We start from the raw sequence: 24743 nt of genomic DNA, 5'->3' as shown, positions 1-24743 counted from the left end.
CGTTTCCTGCAGTCGGTGCGTCGGATCAGGCGTCGACGGTCCGGTCGACGAGATTGGGGTCGGGCGGGGTGTCCGTATGGGCCTGGGCGCCGGAGGGGAAGGCGAAACAGACGGTGGCGCCCTCTTCGGCCGTCGTGACCACATGGCGGAAGGCGCCGAACAGCTCACGGCCGTAGCCCCAGGCCGAGCCCTCGGCGTGGACGCTGGAACGGATCGCGGCGGGCCGGGCGGTCAGGCCGTCGACGCCGACCGTGGTCAGAACCCCGGCCTCGGCGTCCAGACGGATGACGTCGCCGTCCTTCACATGGGCCAGGGGGCCGCCGGCGAGGGCCTCAGGGCTGACGTGAATGGCGGCCGGGGTCTTGCCGCTGGCGCCCGACATGCGGCCGTCGGTGACGAAGGCGACCTTGAACCCCTTGTCCTGGATGACCGACAGGGCCGGCGACAGGCTGTGCAGTTCGGGCATGCCGTTGGCCTTGGGGCCCTGAAAGCGCAGGACCACGACCACGTCGCGGAACAGTTTGCCGTCCTTGAAGGCCTGGAGCGCGTCTTCCTGGGTTTCGAAGACGGCGGCGGGGGCCTCGACGATGCGGTTCTCGGGCTTGACCGCCGAGACCTTGATGACGGCGCGGCCGAGGTCGCCCTGGACCAGGCGCAGGCCCCCCTCCTTGTCGAAGGGATCGGAGGCGGGGCGCAGGATGTCGCGATCGAGGCTTTCCTTGACCCCGTCGCGCCAGACCAGCTGGCCGTCCACCATCGACGGTTCCTGGAAATAGGCCTCGATGCCGCGACCCATGATGGTTGTGACGTCGGTGTGGATATGGCCGTGTTCGGCCAGTTCGCGGGCGACGAAGGCGACGCCGCCGGCGGCCTGGAAGGCGTTCACATCGGCCGAACCGTTCGGATAGACCCGCGCCAGCAGGGGGGTGACGGACGACAGCTCGTCCATGTCGGTCCAGTCGATCAGAACCCCCGCCGCCCGCGCCATGGCGACCAGGTGGATGGCGTGATTGGTCGAGCCGCCGGTGGCCAAGAGGGCCACGATCATGTTGACGATGGACTTTTCGTCGATCACGTCGGCCATGCGGCCCTCGCCGCTGCGGGCCAGTTCGACGGCGCGCTGGGCGGCGGCGGCGGTCAGGGCGTCGCGCAGGCCGGTGTCCGGATGGACGAAGGCGGTGGAGGGCATGTGCAAGCCCCCCAGCTCCATCATCATCTGGTTGGAGTTGGCCGTGCCGTAGAAGGTGCAGGTGCCGGGCGAGTGGTAGGAGCCGATCTCGCTTTCCAGCAGGGTCTGACGATCGACCTTGTTCTGGGCGTATTCGGCGCGGACGCGGGCTTTCTCCGCATTCGGAATGCCGGACGGCATGGGGCCGGCGGGGGCGAAGACGACCGGCAGATGGCCGAAGGCCAGGGCCCCCATGAACAGGCCGGGCACGATCTTGTCGCAGACGCCCAGCATCAGGGCGGCGTCGAAGGCGTCATGCGTCAGGGCCACGCCCGCGGACATGGCGATGACGTCGCGGCTGAACAGGGACAGCTCCATGCCGGGGCGACCCTGGGTGACGCCGTCGCACATGGCGGGGGTGCCGCCGGCGACCTGGGCCGTGGCGCCGACCTGACGCACCGCTTCGCGGACCACGCCGGGGAAGCGCTCGAACGGCTGGTGGGCCGACAGCATGTCGTTATAGGCGGTGACGATGCCCAGATTGGGCTTGGACCCGTCCATGGCGGTCAGCTTGTCGGCTATGGTCTGACCGGCGAAGGCGTGGGCCCAGTTGGCGCAGGAGAGCTTGGCGCGGCCGGCGCCGGAATCGCGGGCGGCGTCCATGCGGCGCAGGTAGTCGGCGCGGGTCGCGCGGCTCTTTTCGACGATGCGGGCGGTGACCGCCGCCACGGTGGGGTGAAGCGCCATATCAGCCTTCCTCCGTCCACAGAACTTCAAGGGGAACGTTCGCCGCGATCAGGGCGGCGATGGGCTGGATCTTGGGATCGCCCTTGGCCTGCTCTTCGAAGACGCGGCGTTTGGCGGCGCCCTTCAGGCCCAGGATCACCCGGCCGGCGGACATCAGATAGGGCAGGTTGATCGACAGGCGCTCGATCGTCGGCGCGGCGCCGTCGCGGCCGTGGGGCACGCCCAGCACCGTCGGCTTCAGCGTCGGGGTCAGAAGCGTCTTCAGGGTGGGGCTGTCAGGGAACATGGAGCAGATATGGCCATCCTCCCCCATGCCGAGAAGGACCGCGTCGAAACGCCCGCCCGCATCGGCCAGGGCGTGGGCGGCGACGATGGCGGCCCGGTCCACTGTGACCTCGGGCGTATAGAGGGGGATGAAGCGGGCGGCGGCCGCCTTGTCCTGCAACAGGACGTCGCGGATCAGCCGGGCGTTGGACTCGGGCGAGGTCTCGGGGACGTAGCGTTCGTCCACTAGGGTCACGGCGATCCTGGCCCAGTCCAGGTCGGTCGCAGCCAGGCGGCGATAGACGGGGGCGGGGGTGGTTCCGCCGGGGCCGGCGAAGACAGCGGAGCCCTTGTCGCGGACGGCGGCGCCCAGGGTCTCGGACAGGCGGGCGGCGATGGCCTCGGCCCAGGCGTCGACGGTGGGGAAGGTTTCGATCACAGGCGTCTCAGACATCGGTCGTGTTCCAGTCGCGGCCGGTGCGGATCATCAGCATGTCGGCGCTGTCGGGGCCCCAGGTTCCGGCGACGTATTCGTCGGGCTTGTGGCCGGATTCAGCCCAGGCCTCGGCGACCTCATCGACCCATTTCCACGCCTGTTCCGCCTCGTCGCGGCGGACGAACAGGGTGGAATCGCCGTGCATGGCGTCCAGCAGCAGCCGCTCATAGGCGATGCGGCGGCGCGGCGGTGTGGCGGACTTGCCGTCCACGCCCCAGGACAGGCTCATGGTGATGGGCTGGAGCTGCATCCGCTTGTCCAGGCCGGGCCGCTTGTTCATCACCGTCAGGGAGATGTCCTCCTCGGGCTGCAGCTCGATGATCATGCGGTTGGCCGGCGCCTCGCCCTCTTCATTGTCGAAGATCGAGTGGGGCACGGGCTTGAACTGGATGACGATCTCGGTGCGCTTCTCGGGGAGGCGCTTGCCGGTGCGCATGAAGAAGGGCACGCCCGCCCAGCGCCAGTTGTCGATGTCGGCGCGGATGGCGACGAAGGTCTCGGTGTCGGACGGGGCGCCGCGCTCCTCGATATAGCCCTTGGCCGGCCTGCCCTCGGACACGCCCGCCACATACTGGCCGCGCACGGTGACGCGTTCGGCCTCCTCGTGGGTGATGGGGCGCAAGCTGCGCAGCACCTTGACCTTTTCGTTGCGCAGAGACTCCGGGTCCAGGTCGCTGGGCGGCTCCATGGCGACCAGGCACAGCAGCTGGAGCATGTGGTTCTGGAGCATGTCGCGCAATGCGCCGTACTCGTCGTAATAGGGCCAGCGGTCGCCGACCCCCACCGTCTCGCCGATGGTGATCTGGACGTGGTCGATCGTCAGATTGTTCCACAGGGGCTCGAAGATGGTGTTGCCGAAGCGCAGCGCCGTCAGGTTCTGGACCGTCTCCTTGCCCAGATAGTGGTCGATGCGGAACACCTGGTCCTCGCGGAAGGCGTGGGCCACGGCGTCGTCGATCTCGAGGAACGACTTGAGGTCGCGGCCGACCGGCTTCTCCAGCACGATGCGGCAGTTGCGCTCGGCCAGGCCCGCCGCCTTCATCGCCGTGACGATGCGGCCGTACAGCGAGGGCGAGACGGCCAGGAAGGAGGTGACCTCGCCGTCGCCGACCTTGTCCTTCAGCGGCTTCAGGCTGTCGGCCGAGGTGGCGTCCACCGCCAGATAGTCGAGCCGGGCCTTCATCTTGGCCCAGGAGTGGTCGTCCCAGGCCTTGTCGGCCTCAGCGCGGGCCTTCACGGCGTCATGGACCTTGGCGACATAGTCCTCGGCGGTTTCGTCGGAACGGGCGGCGCCGATGATCTTCAGCCCGTCGGGCAGGAGGCCGTCGTGCTCCAGGAAATAGAGCGAAGGCAACAGCATCCGCATCGCCAGATCGCCGCCGCCGCCGAACAGAATGAGAGCCGCCATCGAAATTCCCTCGAATATCCCATTTGTCGGGACGAACGCCTTTACGGCCTAGTCTTTGGGCCTTTGCCCGCTTCCGCCCGCGAGGCCAACACGTCCAGCACGTCCTGAAACACCATGTTACGGACATGGAGAAGCACCAAGAGGTGATAGATCAAATCCGCCGCCTCGCTGGCGAGTTCCTCATCCGGGCCGGCGACGCCCGCCAGGGCGGTCTCGACGCCTTCTTCGCCGACCTTCTGGGCGACGCGTTTGGCGCCCTGGGCGACCAGTTTGGCGGTCCAGCTTTCTGACGGATCGGCGGCGGCCCGTTCGGCGATAGTCTGTTCCAGCCGGGCGATGCGGCCGAGACCCGGCGCGTCGGCGGCGCCGAAACAGCTGGTGCGGTTCAGGTGGCAGGCGTTTCCGACCGGATTCACCGCCAGGACCAGGGCGTCGCCGTCGCAGTCGGGGGTGATCGAGACGACCCGCAGACGGTCGCCCGAGGTCTCGCCCTTTCTCCAGCGCCCGCCGCGCGAACGCGAGAAGAAGGTGGCCTCGCCCGACTGGATCGTCTCGTCCAGGGCGGCGCGGTCCATATAGGCCAGGGTCAGGACCTGGAGCGTGGCGGCGTCCTGGACCACCACGGGGACCAGGCCGTTTCCTTTTTCGAAGTCGATGGCGTTGGGGTCGATCATGGGATGATCTCCTCAGAAATCCTCCCCCTCTGGGGGAGGGGGACCGCCCGAAGGGTGGTGGAGGGGGTAAGGGCTTGCGGGGTGTTGAACATCGGGCGGCGGCGCGCGGGCGGGCCCCCTCCACCGCTTCGCGGTCCCCCTCCCCCAAAGGCGGAGGATTGCGGGGATCGGGTCACAATCTCATCTCCAGCCCTTCGCCCGCCAGATAGGCCTTCAGGTCCGGGATGGCGATGGCGCCGGTGTGGAAGACGCTGGCGGCCAGGGCGCCGGAGACGTCCGACTGTTCGAACACGGCCTTGAAATGCTCAGGGGCGCCCGCGCCGCCCGAGGCGATCAGGGGGATGGTCAGGCGCGCCCGGGCGGCCGACAGTTGTTCGATGTCGTAGCCTTTGCGAACCCCGTCCTGGTCGATGCAGTTCAGCACGATCTCGCCGGCGCCCAGGCTCTGGGCCTCGTCCAGCCAGTCCAGGGTGCGTTTGCCGGCGCGGCGGCGGGCGTCCGGATCGCCGGTGTATTTGTGGACCACCCAGTCGCCGTCCTCGAACCGGCTGTCGACGCCGACGACGACGCATTGCCCGCCCAGCCGTTCGGCCATTTCGGCGATCAGTTCGGGACGCTCCAGGGCGGGGGAGTTGATCGACACCTTGTCCGCGCCGTGGTCCAGGCAGCGGGCGGCCTGATCGACGCTGCGGATGCCGCCGGCGACGCAGAAGGGGATGTCCAGCAGCCGGGCGATGTCCTTGATCCAGCCGTAGTCCAGGGTCCGGCCCTCGGGGCTGGCGGTGATGTCGTAGAAGACCAGTTCGTCGGCGCCCGCGTCGCGGTAGCGGGCGGCCAGTTCGGCGGCGTCGCCCATGTCGGTATGGCCGACGAACTTGACCCCCTTGACCACCCGGCCGTCCTTGACGTCCAGGCAGGGGACGATACGGCGCGCGGTCATGCCGTGGCCGTCGCTATGGCTTGCGGCAAGGTGAAGCGGTTCTCGTACAGGGCGCGGCCGACGATGGCGCCGTTGCAGCCCAGGGCCTTGACCGCGACGAGATCGTCCAGAGATGAGATGCCGCCGGACGCCTGAAGCACCAGATCGGGGCGGCGACGGCGGATTTCGGCCAGCAGCTCCAGATTGGGGCCGGTCAGGGCGCCGTCGCGGCCGACGTCGGTGACCAGCAGGTGTTTGGCCGTCCCCTTGGGATACCGATCCAGCGCCTCCCACAGGGTCGTTTCGGAAGACTGGGTCCAGCCCTTCAGGGCGGGGACGGGCACGCCGTCCTCGATCTTGACGTCCAGGGCCAGGGTGATGCGTTCGGGGCCGAAACCCTTCAGCCAGGCGGCGACGTCGTTGGGTCGGGTCACCGCCAGGGAGCCGACGACGACGCGGGAGACCCCGGCCTCCAGCAGCTTGGCCACGTCATTGGCGCCGCGGACGCCGCCGCCGGACTGGATCTTGACGTCGATGGCCTTCGTCAACTCGCCGATCAGGGCGTGCTGGCGCGCTTCGCCCGCCTCGGCCCCGTCCAGATCGACGACGTGAATCCATTCGGCCCCCTCGGCGGCGAAGGCGGTCAGGCGGGCGGCGGGCTGTTCGTCATATTGCGTCACCTGGTCGAACTTGCCGTGCATCAGGCGCACGCAGACGCCGTCCTTCAGGTCGATGGCGGGGTAGATCAGCATGGGGTCGGCTTCCGTTCGTCATCCTCGGGCTTGACCCGAGGATCGGGCGTGGATCGGGTCGTGCGGGGCCTCGTTCGCACGAGCGGCGGATGGTCCGGTCCTCGGGTCAAGCCCGAGGATGACAGGGAGGGAGAGGCGGCGCGGGTCATGCGGCGACCTGCAGAAAATTCCGCAAAATCGTCGCCCCGGCCTCGGCCGAGCGTTCGGGGTGGAACTGGCAGCCCCAGCGGTTGGCGGAACGCACCACGGCGGGCACGGGGCCGCCGTAGTCGGCGCGGGCCAGGGTGGCGGCGCCGTCGGGACAGACATAGCCGTGGACGAAATAGGCGTAGGCGCCGTCGGCGACCCCCTCCAGCAGAGGGTCGTCGCGGTCGCGCGTCAGCCGGCTCCAGCCCATATGCGGCACGGGCAGGCCGCCCGCCGGCTCCAGCCGGGACACGGCGCCGGGGATGAAGCCCAGCAGATCGACGCCTTCGCCCTCCTGGCTGGTTTCGAACAGCAGTTGCTGGCCCAGGCAGACGCCCAGCAGGGGACGGGGGAAGGCGCGGATCGGTTCGACCAGGCCCAGTTCGGACAGGCGGCTCATGGCGTAGCCGGCTGCGCCCACGCCGGGCAGGATGACCCGTTCGGCGTCTGTGATCACGGCGGGATCGTCGGTCAGGCGCACAGTGGCGCCGAGACGTTCCAGGGCGAACTGGACCGAGGCGACGTTGCCGGCGCCGTAGGCGATGACGGCGACCTCGGTCATTTGGGGGCGGCCGGGGTGAGGCGTGCTAGTGCTAGTGAGCAAGGGGTGAGGGCAGAGGCGCCGACGCCTGCACGGTCTCGCTCACTAGCACTAGCACGGTTCACTGAACCGCCCCTGCGGGTGTAGGTCGCGCTCATCACAGAACCCCCTTCGTCGACGGCACCGCATCGCCCTCGACCCGGATGGCCTGACGGAGCGCTCGGCCGAAGGCTTTATAGACGGCCTCGGTCTTGTGGTGGTCGTCCTGGCCCGTGACCTTGATGTGGACGGCGGCGCCCATGGCCTCGGCCAGCGAGCGGAAGACGTGGGCGGTCAGGTCGGTGCGGTAGTCGCCGATGAAGGGGGTGTCGAACGTGCCTTCGAACAGCGGATAGGGCCGGCCGGACAGGTCGATGGAGACCGTCGCATTGGCCTCGTCCATCGGCAGGACGAAGCCGTAGCGGGCGATGCCCTTTCGCTCGCCCAGCGCCTGTTTCAGCGCCTGGCCCAGGGCGATGGCGCTGTCCTCGATGGTGTGGTGGGGGTCGGTGTGCAGGTCGCCCTCGCATTGCAGCCGCAGGGAGAAGCCGCCGTGGGCCGCGATCTGCTCCAGCATATGGTCGAAGAAGCCGACGCCGGTCTCGATCCGGACGGGGCCGGGGGCGTCCAGATCGACGGCGCAGACGATGCGGGTCTCTTTCGTGTCGCGCACGGCCTGGCCGACGCGGGCCGGGCGGCGTTTGGCGGGCGTCAGGCCGAAGGCGGCCAGCAGCCGGTCGTTGACCTCGGGCTTGATCGAGACGGGCAGGCGCAGCCGGTCGCCGGACAGGTCGGCCTCGATCCCATAGGTCTTCAGGGCGGCCAGGGCGGCGGCGGGGTCTTGCGGCCGGGCCATCAGAATGGGGCCGACGCCGGGCTCGATCGTCAGATCGCGGCCCAGTTCGCGGGCCAGCCGCTCGCGCTCGCGCCGGACCAAGGCGATCCGCTCGGCGGTCTCGATCATTCGCGACGGATCCAGGGCCTGAAGCGCCAGCCGCACCAGGGGCTCGGGCAGGGCGTAGGGCTCCAGCACCGAGGCGAGGCGGGCCAGGGTCGGGCCTTGCGCGACCGCCGCGCCGACGCGGGCGCCGGCTAAGCCATAGGCCAGGGACAGGCTGCGCAGCACGACCAGATTGGGCTGGTCGGCCACGACCGTGACGGCCGAGACGCTGTCGGAGAATTCGATCAGGCCCTCGTCCACCACCAGCAGGGCGGGGGCGACGCGGGCGGCCATTTCGGCGACGGCCTCGGGCGAGCCCAGGGCGCGGACGACCACGGCCGCGACCTCGCCCCTGGCCGGATAGATGGCGGCGAGACGGTCATAGGGCTCGGCCTTCGGCGCCTCGACCGAACCGCCGTCGCGAGCGGCGAGACGCCAGACCAGCTCCAGCCCGTGGGTCAGGCCGCGGACCGGCAGGACCTGGTCGACCGGGACGGCGTAAATCGCCGCCATGCGGGCGGCGAGGGCGGCGGTCTCGCCCGGATAGCGGTCCAGGCCCTCGCCGCCGGAGACCAGCGGGGGATAGGGGGCGGGCAGGGTCATAGGGCGGCTCCGCTATGATCTTCCCCCGCTTGCGGGGGAAGTGTCAGGTCGTGGCGCGAAGCGACACGCCTGACGATGGGGGGAGTTCTGCGACTTGGCGAAACGCCCCTCTCCGACCCTGGTTCGCTGCGCGAACGACGGGCCACCTCTCCCGCAAGCGGGAGAGGGTCTTTAAAGGCGGCCCTCATCCCTCGCTCCTCAGATCCGCCGCGCGGGCGTGGGCTTCCAGGCCCTCCATCCGGGCCAGGCGGGCGGCGATGGGGGCCAGCTGGCGGGCGCCGGCCTCGGTGACCAGCTGGACCGACATGGTGGTCATGAAGCTGGACGTGGTGACGCCGCCCAGGGTGCGGGCGCCGCCGTCGGTCGGCAGGACGTGGCTGGGGCCGGCGGCGTAGTCGCCCAGGGTCTCGGCGGCGAACCGACCGACGAAGACGGCGCCGGCGGCCTTGATGGCGGGGAGCAGGGCCTCGGGATCATCGACCTGAAGCGCCAGGTGTTCGGGGCCGTAGAGGTTGATCACTTCGCAGGCGGCGTCGAGGTCGCGCACCAGGACGGCGCGGGCCTCGTTCAGCGAGGCGCGGGCGACGGCCTCGCGCGGCAGGTCGGCGACCTGGGCCTCCACCTCGGTCAGAATATAGTCGATGGTGGCGCGGCTGGTGGAGACCAGGAGAACTTGCGCGTCCGCATCGTGCTCGGCCTGGCTGAGCAGATCGGCGGCGGCGATCTCGGGCGCGGCGTCGCGGTCGACGACGACCATCAGCTCGGACGGGCCGGCGGGCATGTCGACGGCGGGGCCGCCCGGAAGAGCGGACGCCTGTTTCTTGGCCTCGGCGACGTAGGCGTTTCCGGGACCGAACAGCTTGTCACAGGCGGGGATGACCCCGTCCTCCAGCTCCACGCCGAAGGTCAGGGCGGCGATGGCCTGGGCCCCGCCCATCAGCCAGAGGGCGTCCAGCTCCGCCTCGGCGGCGGCCAGGATCATGGCGGGGTGGACCCCGCCGGACTTGTCCGGCGGGGTCACAGCGACGCGCCGGCCCACGCCCGCGACGCCGGCCGGAATGGCCAGCATCAGAAGCGAGGAGAAGAGGGGGGCGGTGCCGCCGGGGATGTAGAGACCGGCCGAGGCGATCGGACGCCAGGCCAGTTTGGAGCGGACGCCCGGCGTGGTCTCGACGAAGTCGGTGTCCTCCGGCCGGGTCGCCTGGTGGAAGACGCGGATATTGTCGGCCGCCATCCGCAGGGCACGGACGTCGGCGGGGGGCAGGGCGTTGCGGGCTTCGGCCACGATCTCGGGCGTGATGGCGATGCGGCGGGGCGGGGCCTTGTCCAGCTTCCGGCACCAGTCGGTGACGGCCGCGCCGCCGCGCGCGCGCACGTCGTCCAGAATGGTGCGGACGACCTCGGTGACGTCGCCGGCGGTGCGCTGGGCCGGGCGGGCCAAGGCCGCGGCCTTGCCGGCGGCGTCGAGGGAAGACCAGTCGATACGTTTGAAGGCCGTGGTCATCACATCATCTTCTCGATGGGCAGGACCAGTATGGCCGAGGCGCCGGCGGCCTTCAGCTTCTCCAGCGTCTCCCAGAAGACGGCCTCCTGGCAGACGGCGTGGACGGCGACCGCGTCGTCGCGGCCCGACAGGGGCATGACGGTGGGCGAGCCGGCGCCGGGCAGGATGGCGGTGATTTCGTCCAGCGCCGCGCGCGGGGCGTTCAGCATGACGTATTTGGCGCCCTGGGACGACACGACGCCGGCCATGCGCTCGATGATGCTGTCCAGCAGGGGCTTGAGGCTGGGCTCGGGCGCGGTCGGCGACTGAATCAGCACGGCCTGGCTTTCCAGCACCGTATCCTTGGCGCCCAGGCCGTTGGCCTCGAGCGTCGCGCCGGTCGAGACCAGGTCGCAGATGGCGGCGGCCAGTTTCAGCCGGGGCGCGACCTCGACGGCGCCGCGCATGACGACGATGTCGGCCTTGACCCCCCGCTCGTCCAGGAAGCGACGCAGGATCTTCGGATAGGAGGTGGCGATGCGCAGGCCCTCCAGCGAGGCCGGGCCCTCATAGGCCAGGGCCGGGGGCGCAGCGATCTTCAGGGTGCAGCGGCCGAAGCCCAGGGGCATGACGACGGAGGCGTCAGGCCCGCCGTTGCGGCCTTCCTCCAGCACGTTCTCGCCGACGATCCCTAAGTCGCAGACGCCGTCGGCCACGAAGGTGGGGATGTCGTCGTCGCGGACGCGCAGCAGGTCGATCGGATAGTTCTCGACCCGGTACAGCAGGTCGTTGTGGCCCTTGACCCATTTCAGACCCGCGTCGCGGATCAGGTCGAGGCTGCGGTCGGCCAGACGGCCGGATTTCTGGACGGCGATGCGAAGCCGGCCCTGTACGGTGCTCATGTGCGGATACTCAGTTCGTGTTCTTCAGGCGGTCCAGGGCGAGGCGATAGCCCTGATGCGGCATGTCTTTGAGGTAACGGGCGACGCGGACGACGGTGGTGGGGCTGGCGTGGGCCTCGGCCGCGATCTCGCGATAGGACTTGCCGCCGGCGTCCAAGAGGCGCGCCACCTGCCAGCGCTCGGCGAAGGCGCGCAGTTCCGCCGGGGTGCACAGGTCGGCCAGAAAGGCGTCCATCTCGGCGCGCGTCTGCATCGACAGCAGGGCGTCGTAGAGGGCGTCGCGGGCGGGCGGGGTCGTCATGCGCGTTCCACTATGCTGTAACAGTGGAACGGTCAAGGGCGATTAGTGGCGAGTGGCGAGTGGCGAGTGGCGAGTTTGAAGACGGCGCCTTGTGCGGTCCAGCCAGGTTTCGTCAGTCCCAAGGATGATGGTTGAAAGCGGGGGCGTTTATCTCGCCACTCGCCACTCGCCACTCGCCACTCTAAATCACCCCCATGACCAAGATCCTGATCATCGGCGCCGGCCACGCCGGCGGCTCCGTCGCGGCCTTTCTGCGGCAGTATGGGCATGAAGGCCCCATCGTGCTGGTGGGCGAGGAGGATGCGCCGCCCTATCAGCGGCCGCCCCTGTCCAAGGCCTGGCTGAAGGGGGAGGCGGATCTGGAGGCGCTGCTGCTGCGGCCGCTGAGCTTCTATCAGGAGCAGGGGATCGCGTTTCGACCCTCGACTGTCGCCGTGTCGGTGGACCCGGAGGCGAAGACGGTCGCCTTCCACGACGGCTCGAGCGAACCCTATGACGTCCTGGTGCTGGCGACGGGATCGACGGCGCGCAAACTGCCGGTTCCGGGCGGGGACCATCCCGACCTGCTGGAGCTGAGGACGCTGAAGGACGCCGAGCGGCTGAAGGCCGTGCTGGGGCCGGGCAAACGGCTGGCGGTGGTCGGCGGCGGCTATGTGGGTCTGGAGGCGGCGGCCTCGGCCCGCGCCTTGGGCGCCGAGGCGGTGGTGATCGAACGGGCGCCGCGCGTCCTGGCGCGGGTGGCGTCGGAGACCCTGTCGGCCTTCTTCACCGCCCAGCACCGGGCGCGGGGGGTGGAGATCATCACGGGCGCCGAGGTGGTCGCGGTCGCCCATGACGGCGTGACCCTGGCCGACGGATCGACGGTGCAGGCGGATGCGGTTTTGGTGGGCGTGGGCGCCCTGGCCTGCGACAGCCTGGCGCGGTCGGCGGGCCTGCGCTGCGACGACGGGGTGGTGGTGGACGATCAGGCGCGGACCAGCGATCCGGCCATCTTCGCCGTCGGCGACATGACGCGTCGGCCGATTCCCGTGCACGGCGGGGTCTCGCACCGGCTGGAGAGCGTGCCCAATGCGCTGGAACAGGCCAAACAGGCGGCGACCGCCATCGTCGGGCGACCGGGGCCGGCGCCGGAGGTGCCGTGGTTCTGGTCCGATCAGTACGACTTCAAGCTTCAGATCGCGGGCCTGCCGTTCGATGCGGACCGCCAGGTGGTGCGAGGCGATCCATCGGCGGGGGGATTTGCGGTCTTCCACCTGAACGGCGACCGGGTGGTCTGCGTCGAGGCGGTCAATGCTCCGCCGGAGTTCATGGCGGGCAAACAGCTGATCGGAAAGGCGACGCCGGTGGATCCGGCCAAGCTGGCGGACGTCTCGGTTTCGATGAAGGCGGTGGGGGTGTGATTTTCACCCGACCTTCCACCGCTTGCGGGGGAAGTGTCAGGCCGTGGCGCGAAGCGACACGCCTGGCGATGGGGGAAGTCTTCTTGCTTTGAGCAGAACTTCACTCTCCGACCCTGGATCGCTGCGCGATCGACGGGCCACCTCTCCCGCAGGCGGGGGAGGGTCTGGTTGTTGAAGCTTCGCCGCAGTGCAACAAAACTGTTGCGCTTTTCGTTGGGTCGCGATCAAGTTGTGATCTCAACGCGGCGGGGGCGGATGACGAGGGCTTTCGACGAAATGAACGGCGGCGGGTCGGGGGCGATCCGCGACAGCTACAAGACCCTGGCGGCCTGGCTTGAAAACGCCCCGCCGGACCTGTTGCAGGCGCGCTCGCGCCAGGCGGAGCTGTTCTTCCGCCGCATGGGGGTGACCTTCGCCGTCTATGGCGACGAGGAATCCAACGAGCGGCTGATCCCGTTCGACGTCGTGCCGCGCATCATCGGCGCCGACGAATGGGGCGGGCTGGAGAAGGGGCTGAAGCAGCGGGTCACCGCCATCAACGCCTTTCTGAAGGACATCTACGGGCCGCAGGACTGTATCCGCGCCGGGATCGTGCCCGCCGACCTGATCCTGACCAATCCGCATTATCGGCCCGAGATGCAGGGGCGGCGTCCGCCCGGCGACGTCTGGTGCCATATCGCCGGGGTCGATCTGGTCCGCACGGGCGAGGACGGTTTTTACGTGCTGGAGGACAATGTCCGCACCCCGTCCGGGGTCTCCTATATGCTGGAGAACCGCGAGATGATGATGCGGCTGTTCCCCGACCTGTTCGCCGAACATGCGGTGCGGCCGGTCGAAATCTATACCGACATGCTGCTGCGATCCTTGCAGGCCTCGGCGCCGTCGGGGGCGGGCGAGGATCCGACCATCGTCGTGCTGACACCCGGGCCGTTCAACTCGGCCTATTACGAGCACAGCTTCCTGGCCGACAAGCTGGGGGTCGAACTGGTCGAGGGCGGGGATCTCTTCGTCAATGACGACACCGTCTATATGCGCACGACCGAGGGGCCCAAGCGGGTCGACGTCATCTATCGCCGCATCGACGACGACTTCATCGACCCCCTGACCTTCATGCCGGATTCGGCGGTTGGGGCGCCGGGGCTGATGTCGGCCTATTTCGCCGGGCGTGTGACCCTGGCCAATGCGGTCGGGACCGGGGTGGCCGACGACAAGGCCGTCTATACCTATATGCCCGAGATCATCCGCTTCTTCACCGGCGAGGACGCCATATTGAAGAATGTGCCGACCTGGCGCTGCCGCGAGCCGGAGGCGCTGAAGGAGGTGCTGGAGAAGCTGCCGGAACTGGTGGTCAAGGAGGTCGGCGGATCGGGCGGCTACGGCATGCTGGTGGGGCCCACCTCAACCCAGGCCGAAATCGAGGCCTTCCGCGCCAAGCTGATCGCCGATCCCGACGACTTCATCGCCCAGCCGACGCTGAGCCTGTCGACGGCCCCGACCCTGGCGGGCGGAGCCCTGTCGCCGCGCCACGTCGATCTCAGGCCGTTCGTCCTGTCCAGTCCGGCGGGGGTGCGGGTCGCGCCGGGCGGGCTGACGCGGGTCGCGCTGAAGGAGGGGTCGCTGGTGGTCAACTCCAGCCAGGGCGGCGGAACCAAGGACACCTGGGTGCTGGATGTTTGATCGGACGAAGATCCTCCCCCGTCGGGGGAGGGGACCAGCGAAGCTGGTGGAGGGGCGCCCCGGACACCCGGCGCATTTGGCCCCCTCCACCGCCTTCGGCGGTCCCCCTCCCCCAATGGGGGAGGAATAGATGCTCTCTCGCACTGCAGACAGTCTCTACTGGACCGGCCGCTATATGGAGCGGGCCGACTTTCTCGCGCGCATTCTGGAGGCGGCGATCCGCCTGGCGGCCCTGCCGGCCAAGGATCAGGCGACCGTCACCGCCTGGGCCGGGGCCATCGCCTCGTCGGGGGTGAAGTCGGCCTTCGACGCCACCGGCCGCACCGTGTCGGAGAAGTCCGTCCGCGAATATCTGGCCTTCGGCGCCGACAATACGACCTCGATCAAGGCCTGTATCACCCGGGCGCGGACCAACGCCCGTTCGGTGCGGACCGCCCTGACCATCGAGCTGTGGGAGGCGATCAACGGCGCCTGGAACGGGCTGAACGAACTGGGCGAGCCGACCCGCCGCGACGACTTCACCAACTTCCTGGACTTCGTGAAATCGACGTCCCTGGCGGTGGAGGGGGCCTCGTCGCGGACGATGCTCAGGAACGACGCCTACTGGTTCCTGCGGCTGGGCATGGCGATCGAGCGGGCCGACAACACCGCCCGCCTGCTGGACGTGAAGTACCATCTGCTGCTGCCGCCGGGCGAACGGGTGGGCGGACAGCTGGACTATTTCCAGTGGACCACCCTGTTGCGCGAGGTTTCGGCCCTGACCGCCTATCGCTGGGTTTATCGCGAGAGCGTGCGGCCCTGGCTGGTGGCGGACCTCTTGGTGCTGAACCGGCAGATGCCGCGGTCGCTGGCGTCGTGTCAGGGGATGATCGTCAGCTATCTGGAGAAGCTGGCGGCCGACTATGGCCGGCGCGGCCCGGCCCAGCGGCTGGCCTCGAACCGGCTGACCCAGTTCAACGAGGCCCGGATCGAGGACATCTTCCAGTCGGGCCTGCACGAATACATCCAGGGCTTCCTGAACGAGAACAACGCCCTGGGCGCCGCCATCCACGAACAGTATCTGGTCTGACCATGCGGATCCGGATCGACCACTCCACCCGCTACGCCTACGCCCGGCCGGCGCGGTTCATCGTCCAGGTGCTGCGGCTGACGCCCCGGTCCTGCGAGGCCCAGCAGGTGCGGGAATGGCGAATCGAGACCGACGTCGACGCCCGGCTGCGGCGCAGCGACGACGCCTTCGGCAATATCGTGCACAGCCTCTATACCGAGCGGCCGACCGACGCCTTGACCATCCGGGTGACGGGCGAGGTCTCGACCGTGGACACCGGCGGGGTGATCCGGGGGCAGAACGAGCGGCTGCAGCCGGGCGTCTATCTGCGCGACACCCGGCTGACCCAGGCCGATGCGGCCCTGATCGACTTCGCCCGGTCCGTGCCCGAGGGCGCGGCCCTGGAGCGGATGCACCGTCTGATGGGGGCCATCCACGCCGGCGTCGCTTTCGAGGTCGGGGCGACCTCCGCCACCCATACGGCGTCCGAGGCCTTCGCCATCGGTCGCGGGGTCTGCCAGGATCACGCCCAGATCTTCATCGCCTGCGCCCGGACCCTGGGCGTGCCGGCCCGTTATGTCTCGGGCCATCTGAACCGGTCGGACGGCCGGCACGACCAGGACGCCGCCCACGCCTGGGCCGAGGCCTGGATCGAGGACCTGGGCTGGGTCGGGTTCGACGCGGCCAACGGCGTCTGCCCGACCGAGAACTATGTCCGCATCGCCGTGGGCCTGGATTCGCTGGGGGCGACGCCGATCCGGGGAACCAGCTATGGCGGCGGGGTCGGCAGTCTGACGGTGGCCCTTCATGTGCGGCCTGTGCAACAGGGCCGGCAACAACATCAGAGCCGGGGATGGTCCTGATCGTCATGTCGCGGGAATCTGTTAGCGTCTGCGGATTCGCGGAACGGGGAGCGGATAGGGGACAGTGACCTATTGCGTAGGCATGTTGGTGAAGGAGGGGTTGGCGATGATCGCCGACACCCGCACCAATGCGGGCGTGGACAACATCTCGTCCTATCGCAAGCTGCATGTGTTCAAGCGGCCCGGCGAGCGGGTGCTGGCCGTGGCGACGGCGGGCAATCTGTCGGTCACCCAGACGGCCCTGGCCATGGTCGCCGAAGGGGTCAAGCTGCCGGATTCGACCGGGCCTGAGACGCTTGAGACCGCGCCGACCCTGTTCCGCGCCGCCCAGATCCTGGGCCATGCGATGGCCACGGTCCGGGCGACGATCAACACCCCCGCCTCGCCCACCGCCGACGCCCTGAACGTCAACGCCTCCATGCTGCTGGGCGGCCAGATCGCGGGCGGCAAGATGGGGCTGTATCTGATCTACGGCCAGGGCAATTTCATCGAATGCGGGGCCGACACGCCGTATCTGCAGATCGGCGAGCTGAAATACGGCAAGCCGATCCTGGACCGAGCCCTGCATTCCGACACCCCGCTGTCCGAGGCGGTGAAGCTGGGGCTGATCTCGTTTGACTCGACCATTCGCTCCAACATCGCCGTGGGGCCGCCGCTGGATCTGATCGTGATCCGCCGCGACAATCTGTCGGGGATGGAGCGTCGGCTGGAGGCCGATGATCCCTATTTCCGCGATCTGGGCCGGCGGTGGTCGGAGGCATTGGCTGCGGCGCACCAGGCCATGCCGGCGCCGAACTGGCTTGATCTGGGCGCGCAGACGGCGCCGTCTCGCCCGATCAGCGTCGTCTCGAATTAAGTTGCGACCCGCTCGCAATCGCTCTTGTGCGACCCGATGAAGCTGGTTATTGCGACCGCATCGCAAAATCAGACCAAAAGGTCGCCAAAACATGTCCGACTCTCGCGCCGCCTCCCTTCGCGCGCTTCTCTTCGCCTCCAGCGCCGCCGGCATGCTGGTCGCCGCCCCCGCCCTCGCCCTCGCCGCTGACGCGACCGCCGAAGACGGCGTGGTCGTCACCGCGGATCAGCAACAACAGCCCGCCAACCTGGGTACGATCGACGTCAACGGCCAGCTGAAGAAGCCTGCGCCGGTCAGTCCCGAATTCGTCGCGCCCCTGGTTGATACGCCCCGCGCCGTGACCGTCATTCCCCAGGCGATCATCGAACAGACGGCGGCCTCGTCGCTGCAGGACCTGTTGCAGAATTCGCCCGGCATCACCTTCGGCGCCGGCGAGGGCGGTCAGCCCTTGGCGGACCGTCCCTTCATCCGCGGCCAGTCGTCCGGCAACAACATCTTCGTCGACGGTCTGCGGGATACGGGCGGCCAGCAGCGTGAAGTGTTCAACCTGGAACAGGTCGAGGTGATCAAGGGGCCGGACGCCGTCTATTCCGGCCGGGGCTCCGGCGGGGGCAGCGTCAATCTGAGCTCCAAATCCCCGAAGCTGAACGCCTTCAACAACTTCAGCGCCGGTGTCGGGACGGACGGCTACGTCCGCGGCACGATCGACGCCAATATGCCGCTGGGTGAAACCGCCGCCCTGCGGATCAATCTGATGGGCGCCCAGGGCGACGTGCCCGGTCGCGACAGCGTCGATTACGACAAATGGGGCCTGGGCGTCAGCCTGGGCGCGGGCCTGGGAACCGGCTCGTCCATGGTCTTCAGCTACTATCATCTGACCAGCGATCAGACGCCGGACTACGGCATTCCGCTGTTCACCAAGATCCAGTCGCGCACGACCGAGTCCGGCGTGCTGGACGTCCCCTATGGCAGCTTCTACGGGCTGAAGGCGCGCGACTATCTGACCAATGAGGTCGACAGCTTCACCTTCAAGGCCGAGCACCGCTTCAGCGACCTTCTGACGATCCGCAACGTCAGCCGCTATGCGGAGACGCTGAACGACTACATCGTCACCAACCCCGGCGACGGCGGCTATGTCGGCCGCGCGGCCGACGGGACCTATTGGATGAAGCGGGGGACCAAGACCCGCTGGAACCCCGTCACCACCCTGGCCAATGTGACGGATGTCTTCGGCCAGTTCGCCACCGGTTCGATCAAGCACAGCTATGACGTCGGCGTGGAGCTGTCGCGCGAGCATAACAAGAACGCCACCTATTCGACCTACACCACCTCCGGCGCGGCCTGTCCGACGGGTCTGACGCCCGTGTCGGGAACCTATCCGATCGCCACAGGCGCCTCGGGCGCCGGCGACTGCACCCCGGTGTATAATCCCAACCCCGAAGACTCCTGGACCGGCGTGATCAATCGCGGTCCGACCAGTTCGAATACGACCGAGGCCATTGGCGTCTACGCCAACGACAGCATCACCCTGACCGACCGACTGATCCTGAACCTGGGCGTTCGCTGGGACCAATATTCGGTCAAGGGCGTGAACGCCGTTTTGGGTTCGCCTTCGTCCACGGCTGGCGTCTGGAACGTCATGGGCTACACCGTCGTGCCGGAACAGACCTGGGAGTTCACCAACTATCAGGTCGGTCTCGTGTTCAAGCCGACGCAGAACAGCAGCGTCTATGCGTCCTGGTCCACCTCCTCGACGCCGCCGACCATTTCGGCGGGCGACCAGAACGCCTCGGGCGGCACGGGCACGGTCGATGGCGTCGCCAACACCGTTCTGGATCCGGAAGACACCGAAAGCTTCGAGATCGGCGCCAAGGCCAATGTCTTGAACGACCGTCTCGCCCTGTCGGCGGCCGCCTTCCATCTGACCCGCAAGAACGCCCTGATCTTGGTCGAGCCGAACATCTTCCGTCAGGAAGGCGAGGTCGAGGTCAACGGCTTCGAACTGGGCGTGTCAGGCAGCATCACGCCGAAGTGGACCGTGTTCGGCGGCTATACCTACATGGACTCCGAGCTGACCAAGGCGGCCGTGGTCGTGTCGGGCACGCCGCCGGTCGCAAGCGTCAATCCGCTGCAAGGCCTGCCCCTAGCCAATACGCCCAAGAACAGCGCGAGCCTGTTCACCACCTATCGCCTGCTGCCCAAACTGACGATAGGCGGCGGCGTCTATTACACCTCCAAGTCCTGGGGCGGAAACCAGGGCGGGGCCGGCGGCGGGAACAACCGCGTCTATGCGCCCGAATGGACCCGCGTTGACGCCTTCGCCACCTATGACCTTTCGGACCGCGCCAGCCTGCAGCTGAACGTCAAGAACGCCACGGACGAGGAATACATCATGCGGACCAACGGGGTTCACCATGCCGACCCCGCTCCGGCGCGTCAGGCCATCCTGGCCCTGAACCTGCGCTTCTAAAGGCCTCTATCCCCGGCCTATAACTGGCGGCTCCGTCCTTCCGGCGGGGCCGCCTTTCTCTTTTCCAGCGAGAGCGACGTGCTGCTGCAAATCCCCGAAGTCTTCTCCAAGGCCGAAGTGAAGGCGCTGCGCGAGCGGCTGGACGCCGGACCGTGGGCCGACGGAAACATGACCTCGGGCCATCAGTCGGCGACGGCCAAGCGGAACCAGCAGCTGCCGGAAGACTCCGACATCGCCAAGGAGGTCTCGGCCCTGATCGTCCAGGCCTTGAACGCCAATCCCATGTTCGTCGCCGCCGCCCTGCCGCACACGATCTTTCCGCCCTTGTTCAACCGCTATGAGGGCGGGGGCGAGTTCGGCCTGCACGTGGACAACGCCATCCGCCAGCAGCGGGGCAGCGGGTCAATCCGTATACGGAGCGACCTGTCGGCGACCCTGTTCCTGTCCGAGCCCGAGGACTATGACGGCGGCGAGCTGATCATCGAGGAGATGTACGGGCCGCAGTCGGTCAAGCTGCCGGCCGGGGATCTGGTGCTTTATCCGTCCAAGAGCCTGCACAAGGTCATGCCGGTGACGCGCGGGGCGAGGGTCTCGTCCTTCATGTGGATGCAGAGCCTGATCCGGGACGACGGCGATCGCGAGATGCTGTTCCGCCTGGACGTGGCGACCCAGCGCGTGGCCCTGGAGAAGGGGCCGAAGGATCAGGCGGTGATCGAACTGACCGGCGTCTATCACAATCTTCTGCGGCGCTGGTCCGAGGTGTGACGTCCCGACCGCCCCGTCTGTGACCCCAGGGTCGCAGTCCGCTTTATAAGGTCGCAGGGCTGAACCAAGGCGGGGCTGGTCTATTGTGACCGGGATGTTCCAAGACGCGCCCCCCGCTCCGCCCGCCCAATTGTCTGAAATCACGGTGACGGCGGCCCGTCTGCCGCCCGCCGCCGCCGACGCCGCCTTTTCGGTGGTTCGGCTGGATCAAACCGTGCTGGAGCGGTCCGTCCGGCTGGACGAGGCCCTGCGGACCGTGCCCGCCGTGTCCCTGTTCCGCCGCACCTCCAGCCTGGCCGCCAATCCGACGACCCAGGGGATTTCCCTGCGGGCCATCGCCCCGTCCGGCGCAGGGCGGACCCTGATGACCCTGGACGGAGTCCCGCTGAACGATCCGTTCGGCGGCTGGGTGATCTGGTCCGAGGTCGCGCCGGAATCGCTGGAGCGGGTGGACGTCGTGCGCGGCGCGGGCGCGGGGCCCTACGGCGCCGGGGCCCTGACCGGCGTCATCGGCCTGACGGAGCGGGCCGGCGGCGGAGTGCTGGACCTGTCGGTGGCCGAGCGCGGCGGGGCGCGGGCGGCGGGCTCGGGATCGACCATGCTGGGTCCGGTCGGCGTGACCCTGTCGGGCCTGTATGAGACCAGCGACGGCTATACGCCCGTGCGCGGTGCGGCGGCCGGTGCGGCGGATCAGCCGCTGGACCTGGACAGCCGCAGCGCCGCCCTGCGGGTCGATGCGCCGCTGGACGGAGTGAATCTGGAAGGGGCGAACCTGTCTCTGCGCGCGGCGACCTGGGAGGAGGATCGGGGCTCCGGTCTGCTGAACGCCCGGTCAAACGCCAGCGGCCACAGCCTCAGCGCCACGGCCGCCAAGGCGCCTACCGTCGACGGCTACGGCTGGCGGCTGCAGGCCTGGCGGATCGAGAGCGACTTCGCCAACAGCTCGGCCTCGGTGGCGGCGGATCGATCAACCACAACCCCGGCCAATGATCAGTATAAGACCCCGGCGACCGGCTGGGGGCTGAACGCGGCCCTGCGCCGTCGCGTGGCCGAGATCGCGGGCGGCCGGCTGGAGTGGGAGGTCGGCGCCGACGCCCGCTTCAACGAGGGTGAGACCAATGAGTTCTTCAGCAATCCCACCGGCGCGGGCTTCGCGCGGGGACGGCGCGCGGGCGGCGAGACCTCGGTGGCCGGGGCCTATGTGGACGGGTCGTGGACCGGCGGGGACTGGCTGGTCGCGGGCGGTCTGCGCTACGACCGGTGGAAGAACGAGGCGGGCTTTCGCTACGAATACACGCTGGCGACCGGGGCGCCGATCCTGGACGAGACCGACGAGGACCGGTCGGGCGAGGTGGTCAGCGCGCGACTGGCGGCGCGGCGCGATCTGGCCGCCTGGCTGGGCGAGGGTTACGCCTGGCGGGCGGCGGCCTATTCCGGCTTTCGGCCCGCGACCCTGAACGAACTGCACCGGCCTTTCCGGGTCGGCAACGACATCACCGAGGCCAATTCGGGGCTGGAGCCCGAGACCCTGCGCGGGATCGAGACGGGCCTGGCCTTCGACCGGAGCGGCGTCGCCTGGGGGGCGACCGTCTTCTGGAACGAGATCGAGGACGCCATCGTCAATGTGACGATCGGCGAGGGACCGGCGACCTTCCCGCGCGCGGGTTTCGTGCCGGCGGGCGGCGTGCTGCGCCAACGCCAGAACGCCGGCACGATCAAAGCCTGGGGCCTGGAGCTGAACGGTTCGGTCCGGGCGACCGAGGCCCTGGCGCTGAACGCCGCCCTGTCCTGGACCGACGCCGAGGTGGACGGCGGGACGGCGGCGCCGCAGCTGACGGGCCTGCGTCCGGCCCAGGCGCCGGAATGGAGCGCGACGGCGGGCGTCGACTGGCGGGCGACGGATCGGCTGACCCTGGGTCTGGCCGCGCGCTATGAATCGGCCCGGTTCGACGATGATCTGAACAGCCGCACCCTGGACCCCGCCGTCACCCTGGACGCCCGCGCGGAATGGTCGGCCGGGGACGGGGTGATGATCTGGGCCGCCGTCGACAATGCTTTCGACGCGGATGTGGAGGTGTCTATGACCGGGTCCGACGTTGCGGGCTACGGCCCCCCGCGCACGGTGCGGGCCGGGGTCAGGTTCAGCTACTGACGATCTCTGCGCGACAAATTCGCCGCATCGCTTGCTATTGAAAACGGTTCGCAACAGTGGCACAGCCGTTCCGTGACTGAACTCGCCGCACAAAACCAGATCGAGCCGACCTCAAGGGGCGCGAAAAAGCCGAAGGCTGCGCTGAACGGCGCGCGGTCCTTCTGGCTGAAGCAGCTGCATTCCTGGCACTGGATTTCGGCGGCCGTCAGCCTGGTCGGCATGATCCTGTTCGCGGTCACGGGCATCACCCTGAACCATGCGGCCTCCATTCCGGCCGAGCCGGTGACGGTCGAACAGACCGCCACCCTGCCGGCGCCCCTGCTGCAACGGCTTTCGGCCTATCCGCAGGAGACGACCGAACCGGTTCCCGACGCCGTCGCCCGCTGGTCGGCCGAGGCCCTGAAGGTTCAGATCGCCGGGCGGCCGACCGAGACGACGCCCGAGGAGATCTATGTCGCCCTGCCGATCCCCGGCGGCGACGGCTGGCTGACCATCGACCGGGCGACGGGCGAGGCGGTCCATGAAAAGACCACGCGCGGCTGGATCGCCTATCTGAACGACCTGCATAAGGGGCGGAATGCAGGCGCGGTCTGGTTCTGGTTCATCGACGTCTTCGCCGTCGCCTGCGTCATCTTTGCGGTGACGGGGCTGGGGCTGATGTGGCTGCATGCACGCGGCCGTCCCTCCACCTGGCCCCTGGCGGCGCTGGGCCTGCTGATCCCCGTCGTCATCGCCCTGATCTTCATCCATTGAGAGTGTAACGGATGCGTCTTCTCCCCATCGTCGTCACCACCGCCGGCCTGACCCTGGCCGCCGCCCCGGCCCTGGCGGCGGATCTGTCGGTCACGGTCGAGGTGCCGCGGCTGAACACCGCCTCCTATCACCGGCCCTATGTGGCGGTCTGGATCGAGCGGCCGGATCAGACGGCGGTCCAGACCCTGGCGGTCTGGTACCAGCAGACCCGCAACAATGAGGGCGACGGCAAGGACTGGCTGAAGGACCTGCGCACCTGGTGGCGCAAGGGCGGCCGGGCCATGAGCCTGCCCGCCGACGGGATTTCGGGCGCCACCCGCGCGCCGGGCCGCCAGACCGTCAACGTCCCCGCCGCCCGTCTGCGCGGGCTTCAGCCCGGCCAGTACAATCTGGTGGTCGAGGCGGCGCGCGAACTGGGCGGGCGCGAGGTGGTGCGCGTGCCCTTCCGCTGGGGCGGGGCCAATACCGCCGACGCCTCCGGCTCCACCGAACTGGGCGCCGTGCGCGTCACCGTCTCTCGCTGAGGAACAGACCCATGAAAAAGACCGTCGCGCTTCTGGCCTTCGCCGCCGCCCTGGCCGCGCCCCTGGCCGCCCAGGCGCACCGCGCCTGGATGGCGCCGACCTCGACCAGCCTGTCGGGCGCCGACGCCTGGGTCGGTTTCGATGCGGGCATGTCCAACGGGGTCTTCATCCCTGACCACGCCGCCATGCGGATGACCGGTCTGGTGGTGACGGCGCCCGACGGCTCGACCGTCCAGCCCGAACATCTGATGCAGGCCCAGTACCGCACCACCTTCGACGTCCATTTGACGCAGAACGGCACCTATAAGGTCGCCAACGTCATGGGCGGCGTCATGGCCATCTACACCCTGAACGGCGAACAGAAGCGCTGGCGTGGAACCGCAGCCGAATATCCGGCCGCCCTGCCCGAAGGCGCGACCGACGTCCAGGCGACCCGCACCGCCAGCCGGATCGAAACCTTCGTCACCCTGAACAATCCGACCGACACCGTGTTCAAGACCACGGGCGAGGGACTGGAGCTGGTCCCCGTGACCCATCCGAACGATCTGGTCGCCGGCGAGGCCGCCAGCTTCAAACTGTTGAAGGACGGCCAGCCCGCCGCCGACCTGGACGTGACCGTCGCGCGCGGCGGCCTGCGCTATCGCGACAATCCCGAGGAGATGACGGTCAAGACCGGCGCCGACGGCGTCTTCACCGTCACCTGGCCCGAGGCCGGCATGTATTGGCTGAACGCCTCGGTCCGCACCCCGGCCCAGGGCGAAACCCTGGGATCGAACGCCAACTATGTGGCGGTGATGGAAGTCCTGCCCTAA

The 24743-nt window shown here is 68.8% G+C and carries 22 protein-coding genes; 11 read left to right on the top strand and 11 right to left on the bottom strand.

Annotation, left to right across the window (positions count from 1 at the left end; translation table 11 throughout):
- Window positions 1–25 precede the first annotated feature (25 nt).
- The 11 genes from edd to BSP_RS00340 form a co-directional block, all read right to left on the bottom strand.
- Window positions 26–1915, bottom strand: a complete 1890-nt coding sequence (gene edd / locus BSP_RS00390; protein ID WP_152948912.1) for a phosphogluconate dehydratase — start codon at window positions 1913–1915, stop codon at window positions 26–28.
- A 1-nt stretch (window position 1916) separates the two neighbouring features.
- Window positions 1917–2633, bottom strand: a complete 717-nt coding sequence (gene pgl, locus BSP_RS00385) for a 6-phosphogluconolactonase (RefSeq protein WP_227976002.1) — start codon at window positions 2631–2633, stop codon at window positions 1917–1919.
- Window positions 2626–4083 carry a glucose-6-phosphate dehydrogenase gene (zwf, locus tag BSP_RS00380; protein WP_152948911.1) on the bottom strand — a complete coding sequence of 486 codons (1458 nt, stop codon included), beginning with the start codon at window positions 4081–4083 and terminating at the stop codon, window positions 2626–2628. The genes pgl and zwf overlap by 8 nt, the downstream gene beginning before the upstream one ends.
- 41 nt (window positions 4084–4124) lie before the next feature.
- Window positions 4125–4757, bottom strand: coding sequence for a bifunctional phosphoribosyl-AMP cyclohydrolase/phosphoribosyl-ATP diphosphatase HisIE (hisIE, locus tag BSP_RS00375; protein ID WP_152948910.1), 633 nt, complete (start codon window positions 4755–4757; stop codon window positions 4125–4127).
- A gap of 172 nt (window positions 4758–4929) precedes the next feature.
- Complete coding sequence (gene hisF / locus BSP_RS00370; protein ID WP_054763982.1) at window positions 4930–5697, bottom strand: imidazole glycerol phosphate synthase subunit HisF; 768 nt, start codon at window positions 5695–5697, stop codon at window positions 4930–4932.
- Window positions 5694–6428: a 1-(5-phosphoribosyl)-5-[(5-phosphoribosylamino)methylideneamino]imidazole-4-carboxamide isomerase gene (gene hisA / locus BSP_RS00365; RefSeq protein WP_152948909.1), complete on the bottom strand. Its 735-nt coding sequence runs from the start codon at window positions 6426–6428 to the stop codon at window positions 5694–5696. Before hisA ends, hisF begins: the two co-directional genes overlap by 4 nt.
- A 145-nt stretch (window positions 6429–6573) precedes the next feature.
- Complete coding sequence (hisH, locus tag BSP_RS00360; protein WP_152948908.1) at window positions 6574–7176, bottom strand: imidazole glycerol phosphate synthase subunit HisH; 603 nt, start codon at window positions 7174–7176, stop codon at window positions 6574–6576.
- Between the two features lie 136 nt (window positions 7177–7312).
- On the bottom strand, window positions 7313–8737 hold the full coding sequence (hisB, locus tag BSP_RS00355; protein WP_152948907.1) for an imidazoleglycerol-phosphate dehydratase HisB: 1425 nt from the start codon (window positions 8735–8737) through the stop codon (window positions 7313–7315).
- 184 nt (window positions 8738–8921) lie between these two features.
- On the bottom strand, window positions 8922–10241 hold the full coding sequence (gene hisD / locus BSP_RS00350) for a histidinol dehydrogenase (RefSeq protein WP_152948906.1): 1320 nt from the start codon (window positions 10239–10241) through the stop codon (window positions 8922–8924).
- Window positions 10241–11122 (bottom strand): ATP phosphoribosyltransferase, encoded by an 882-nt coding sequence (gene hisG / locus BSP_RS00345; protein WP_152948905.1) that lies wholly within the window; start codon window positions 11120–11122, stop codon window positions 10241–10243. Before hisG ends, hisD begins: the two co-directional genes overlap by 1 nt.
- Before the next feature lie 10 nt (window positions 11123–11132).
- Complete coding sequence (locus BSP_RS00340; protein ID WP_152948904.1) at window positions 11133–11423, bottom strand: YerC/YecD family TrpR-related protein; 291 nt, start codon at window positions 11421–11423, stop codon at window positions 11133–11135.
- 194 nt (window positions 11424–11617) lie between these two features.
- Here BSP_RS00340 and BSP_RS00335 point away from each other — a divergent pair, with 194 nt between their 5' ends.
- The 11 genes from BSP_RS00335 to BSP_RS00285 all read left to right on the top strand — a co-directional run bounded on the left by BSP_RS00335 (window position 11618) and on the right by BSP_RS00285 (window position 24743).
- Window positions 11618–12823 (top strand): NAD(P)/FAD-dependent oxidoreductase, encoded by a 1206-nt coding sequence (locus BSP_RS00335; RefSeq protein ID WP_152948903.1) that lies wholly within the window; start codon window positions 11618–11620, stop codon window positions 12821–12823.
- 255 nt (window positions 12824–13078) lie between these two features.
- Entirely contained in the window at window positions 13079–14500 is a 1422-nt protein-coding gene (locus tag BSP_RS00330; RefSeq protein WP_152948902.1) for a circularly permuted type 2 ATP-grasp protein, read from the top strand.
- 130 nt (window positions 14501–14630) lie between these two features.
- Window positions 14631–15569: an alpha-E domain-containing protein gene (locus BSP_RS00325; RefSeq protein ID WP_152948901.1), complete on the top strand. Its 939-nt coding sequence runs from the start codon at window positions 14631–14633 to the stop codon at window positions 15567–15569.
- Window positions 15570–15571: 2 nt separating this feature from the next.
- On the top strand, window positions 15572–16411 hold the full coding sequence (locus tag BSP_RS00320) for a transglutaminase family protein (RefSeq protein ID WP_152948900.1): 840 nt from the start codon (window positions 15572–15574) through the stop codon (window positions 16409–16411).
- Between the two features lie 106 nt (window positions 16412–16517).
- Window positions 16518–17267 carry a peptidase gene (locus BSP_RS00315; RefSeq protein ID WP_224764420.1) on the top strand — a complete coding sequence of 250 codons (750 nt, stop codon included), beginning with the start codon at window positions 16518–16520 and terminating at the stop codon, window positions 17265–17267.
- A gap of 91 nt (window positions 17268–17358) precedes the next feature.
- Window positions 17359–19737, top strand: a complete 2379-nt coding sequence (locus BSP_RS00310; protein ID WP_152948898.1) for a TonB-dependent siderophore receptor — start codon at window positions 17359–17361, stop codon at window positions 19735–19737.
- A 78-nt stretch (window positions 19738–19815) separates the two neighbouring features.
- On the top strand, window positions 19816–20502 hold the full coding sequence (locus BSP_RS00305) for a Fe2+-dependent dioxygenase (protein WP_152948897.1): 687 nt from the start codon (window positions 19816–19818) through the stop codon (window positions 20500–20502).
- Window positions 20503–20596: 94 nt separating this feature from the next.
- Window positions 20597–22654: a TonB-dependent receptor gene (locus BSP_RS00300; RefSeq protein WP_152948896.1), complete on the top strand. Its 2058-nt coding sequence runs from the start codon at window positions 20597–20599 to the stop codon at window positions 22652–22654.
- Window positions 22655–22726: 72 nt separating this feature from the next.
- A complete protein-coding gene (locus tag BSP_RS00295) occupies window positions 22727–23407 on the top strand; it encodes a PepSY-associated TM helix domain-containing protein (RefSeq protein WP_152948895.1) in 681 nt (226 codons plus the stop codon).
- Between the two features lie 11 nt (window positions 23408–23418).
- Entirely contained in the window at window positions 23419–23931 is a 513-nt protein-coding gene (locus BSP_RS00290) for a DUF2271 domain-containing protein (RefSeq protein ID WP_152948894.1), read from the top strand.
- An 11-nt stretch (window positions 23932–23942) separates the two neighbouring features.
- Window positions 23943–24743: a DUF4198 domain-containing protein gene (locus BSP_RS00285; protein WP_152948893.1), complete on the top strand. Its 801-nt coding sequence runs from the start codon at window positions 23943–23945 to the stop codon at window positions 24741–24743.

It is taken from the genome of Brevundimonas sp. Bb-A, from assembly GCF_009394735.1.
In the GTDB taxonomy this organism is placed as follows: domain Bacteria; phylum Pseudomonadota; class Alphaproteobacteria; order Caulobacterales; family Caulobacteraceae; genus Brevundimonas; species Brevundimonas aurantiaca.
The sequence above is the reverse complement of the archived record's forward strand: the minus strand, read 5'-3'. Positions and strand labels throughout refer to the sequence as shown.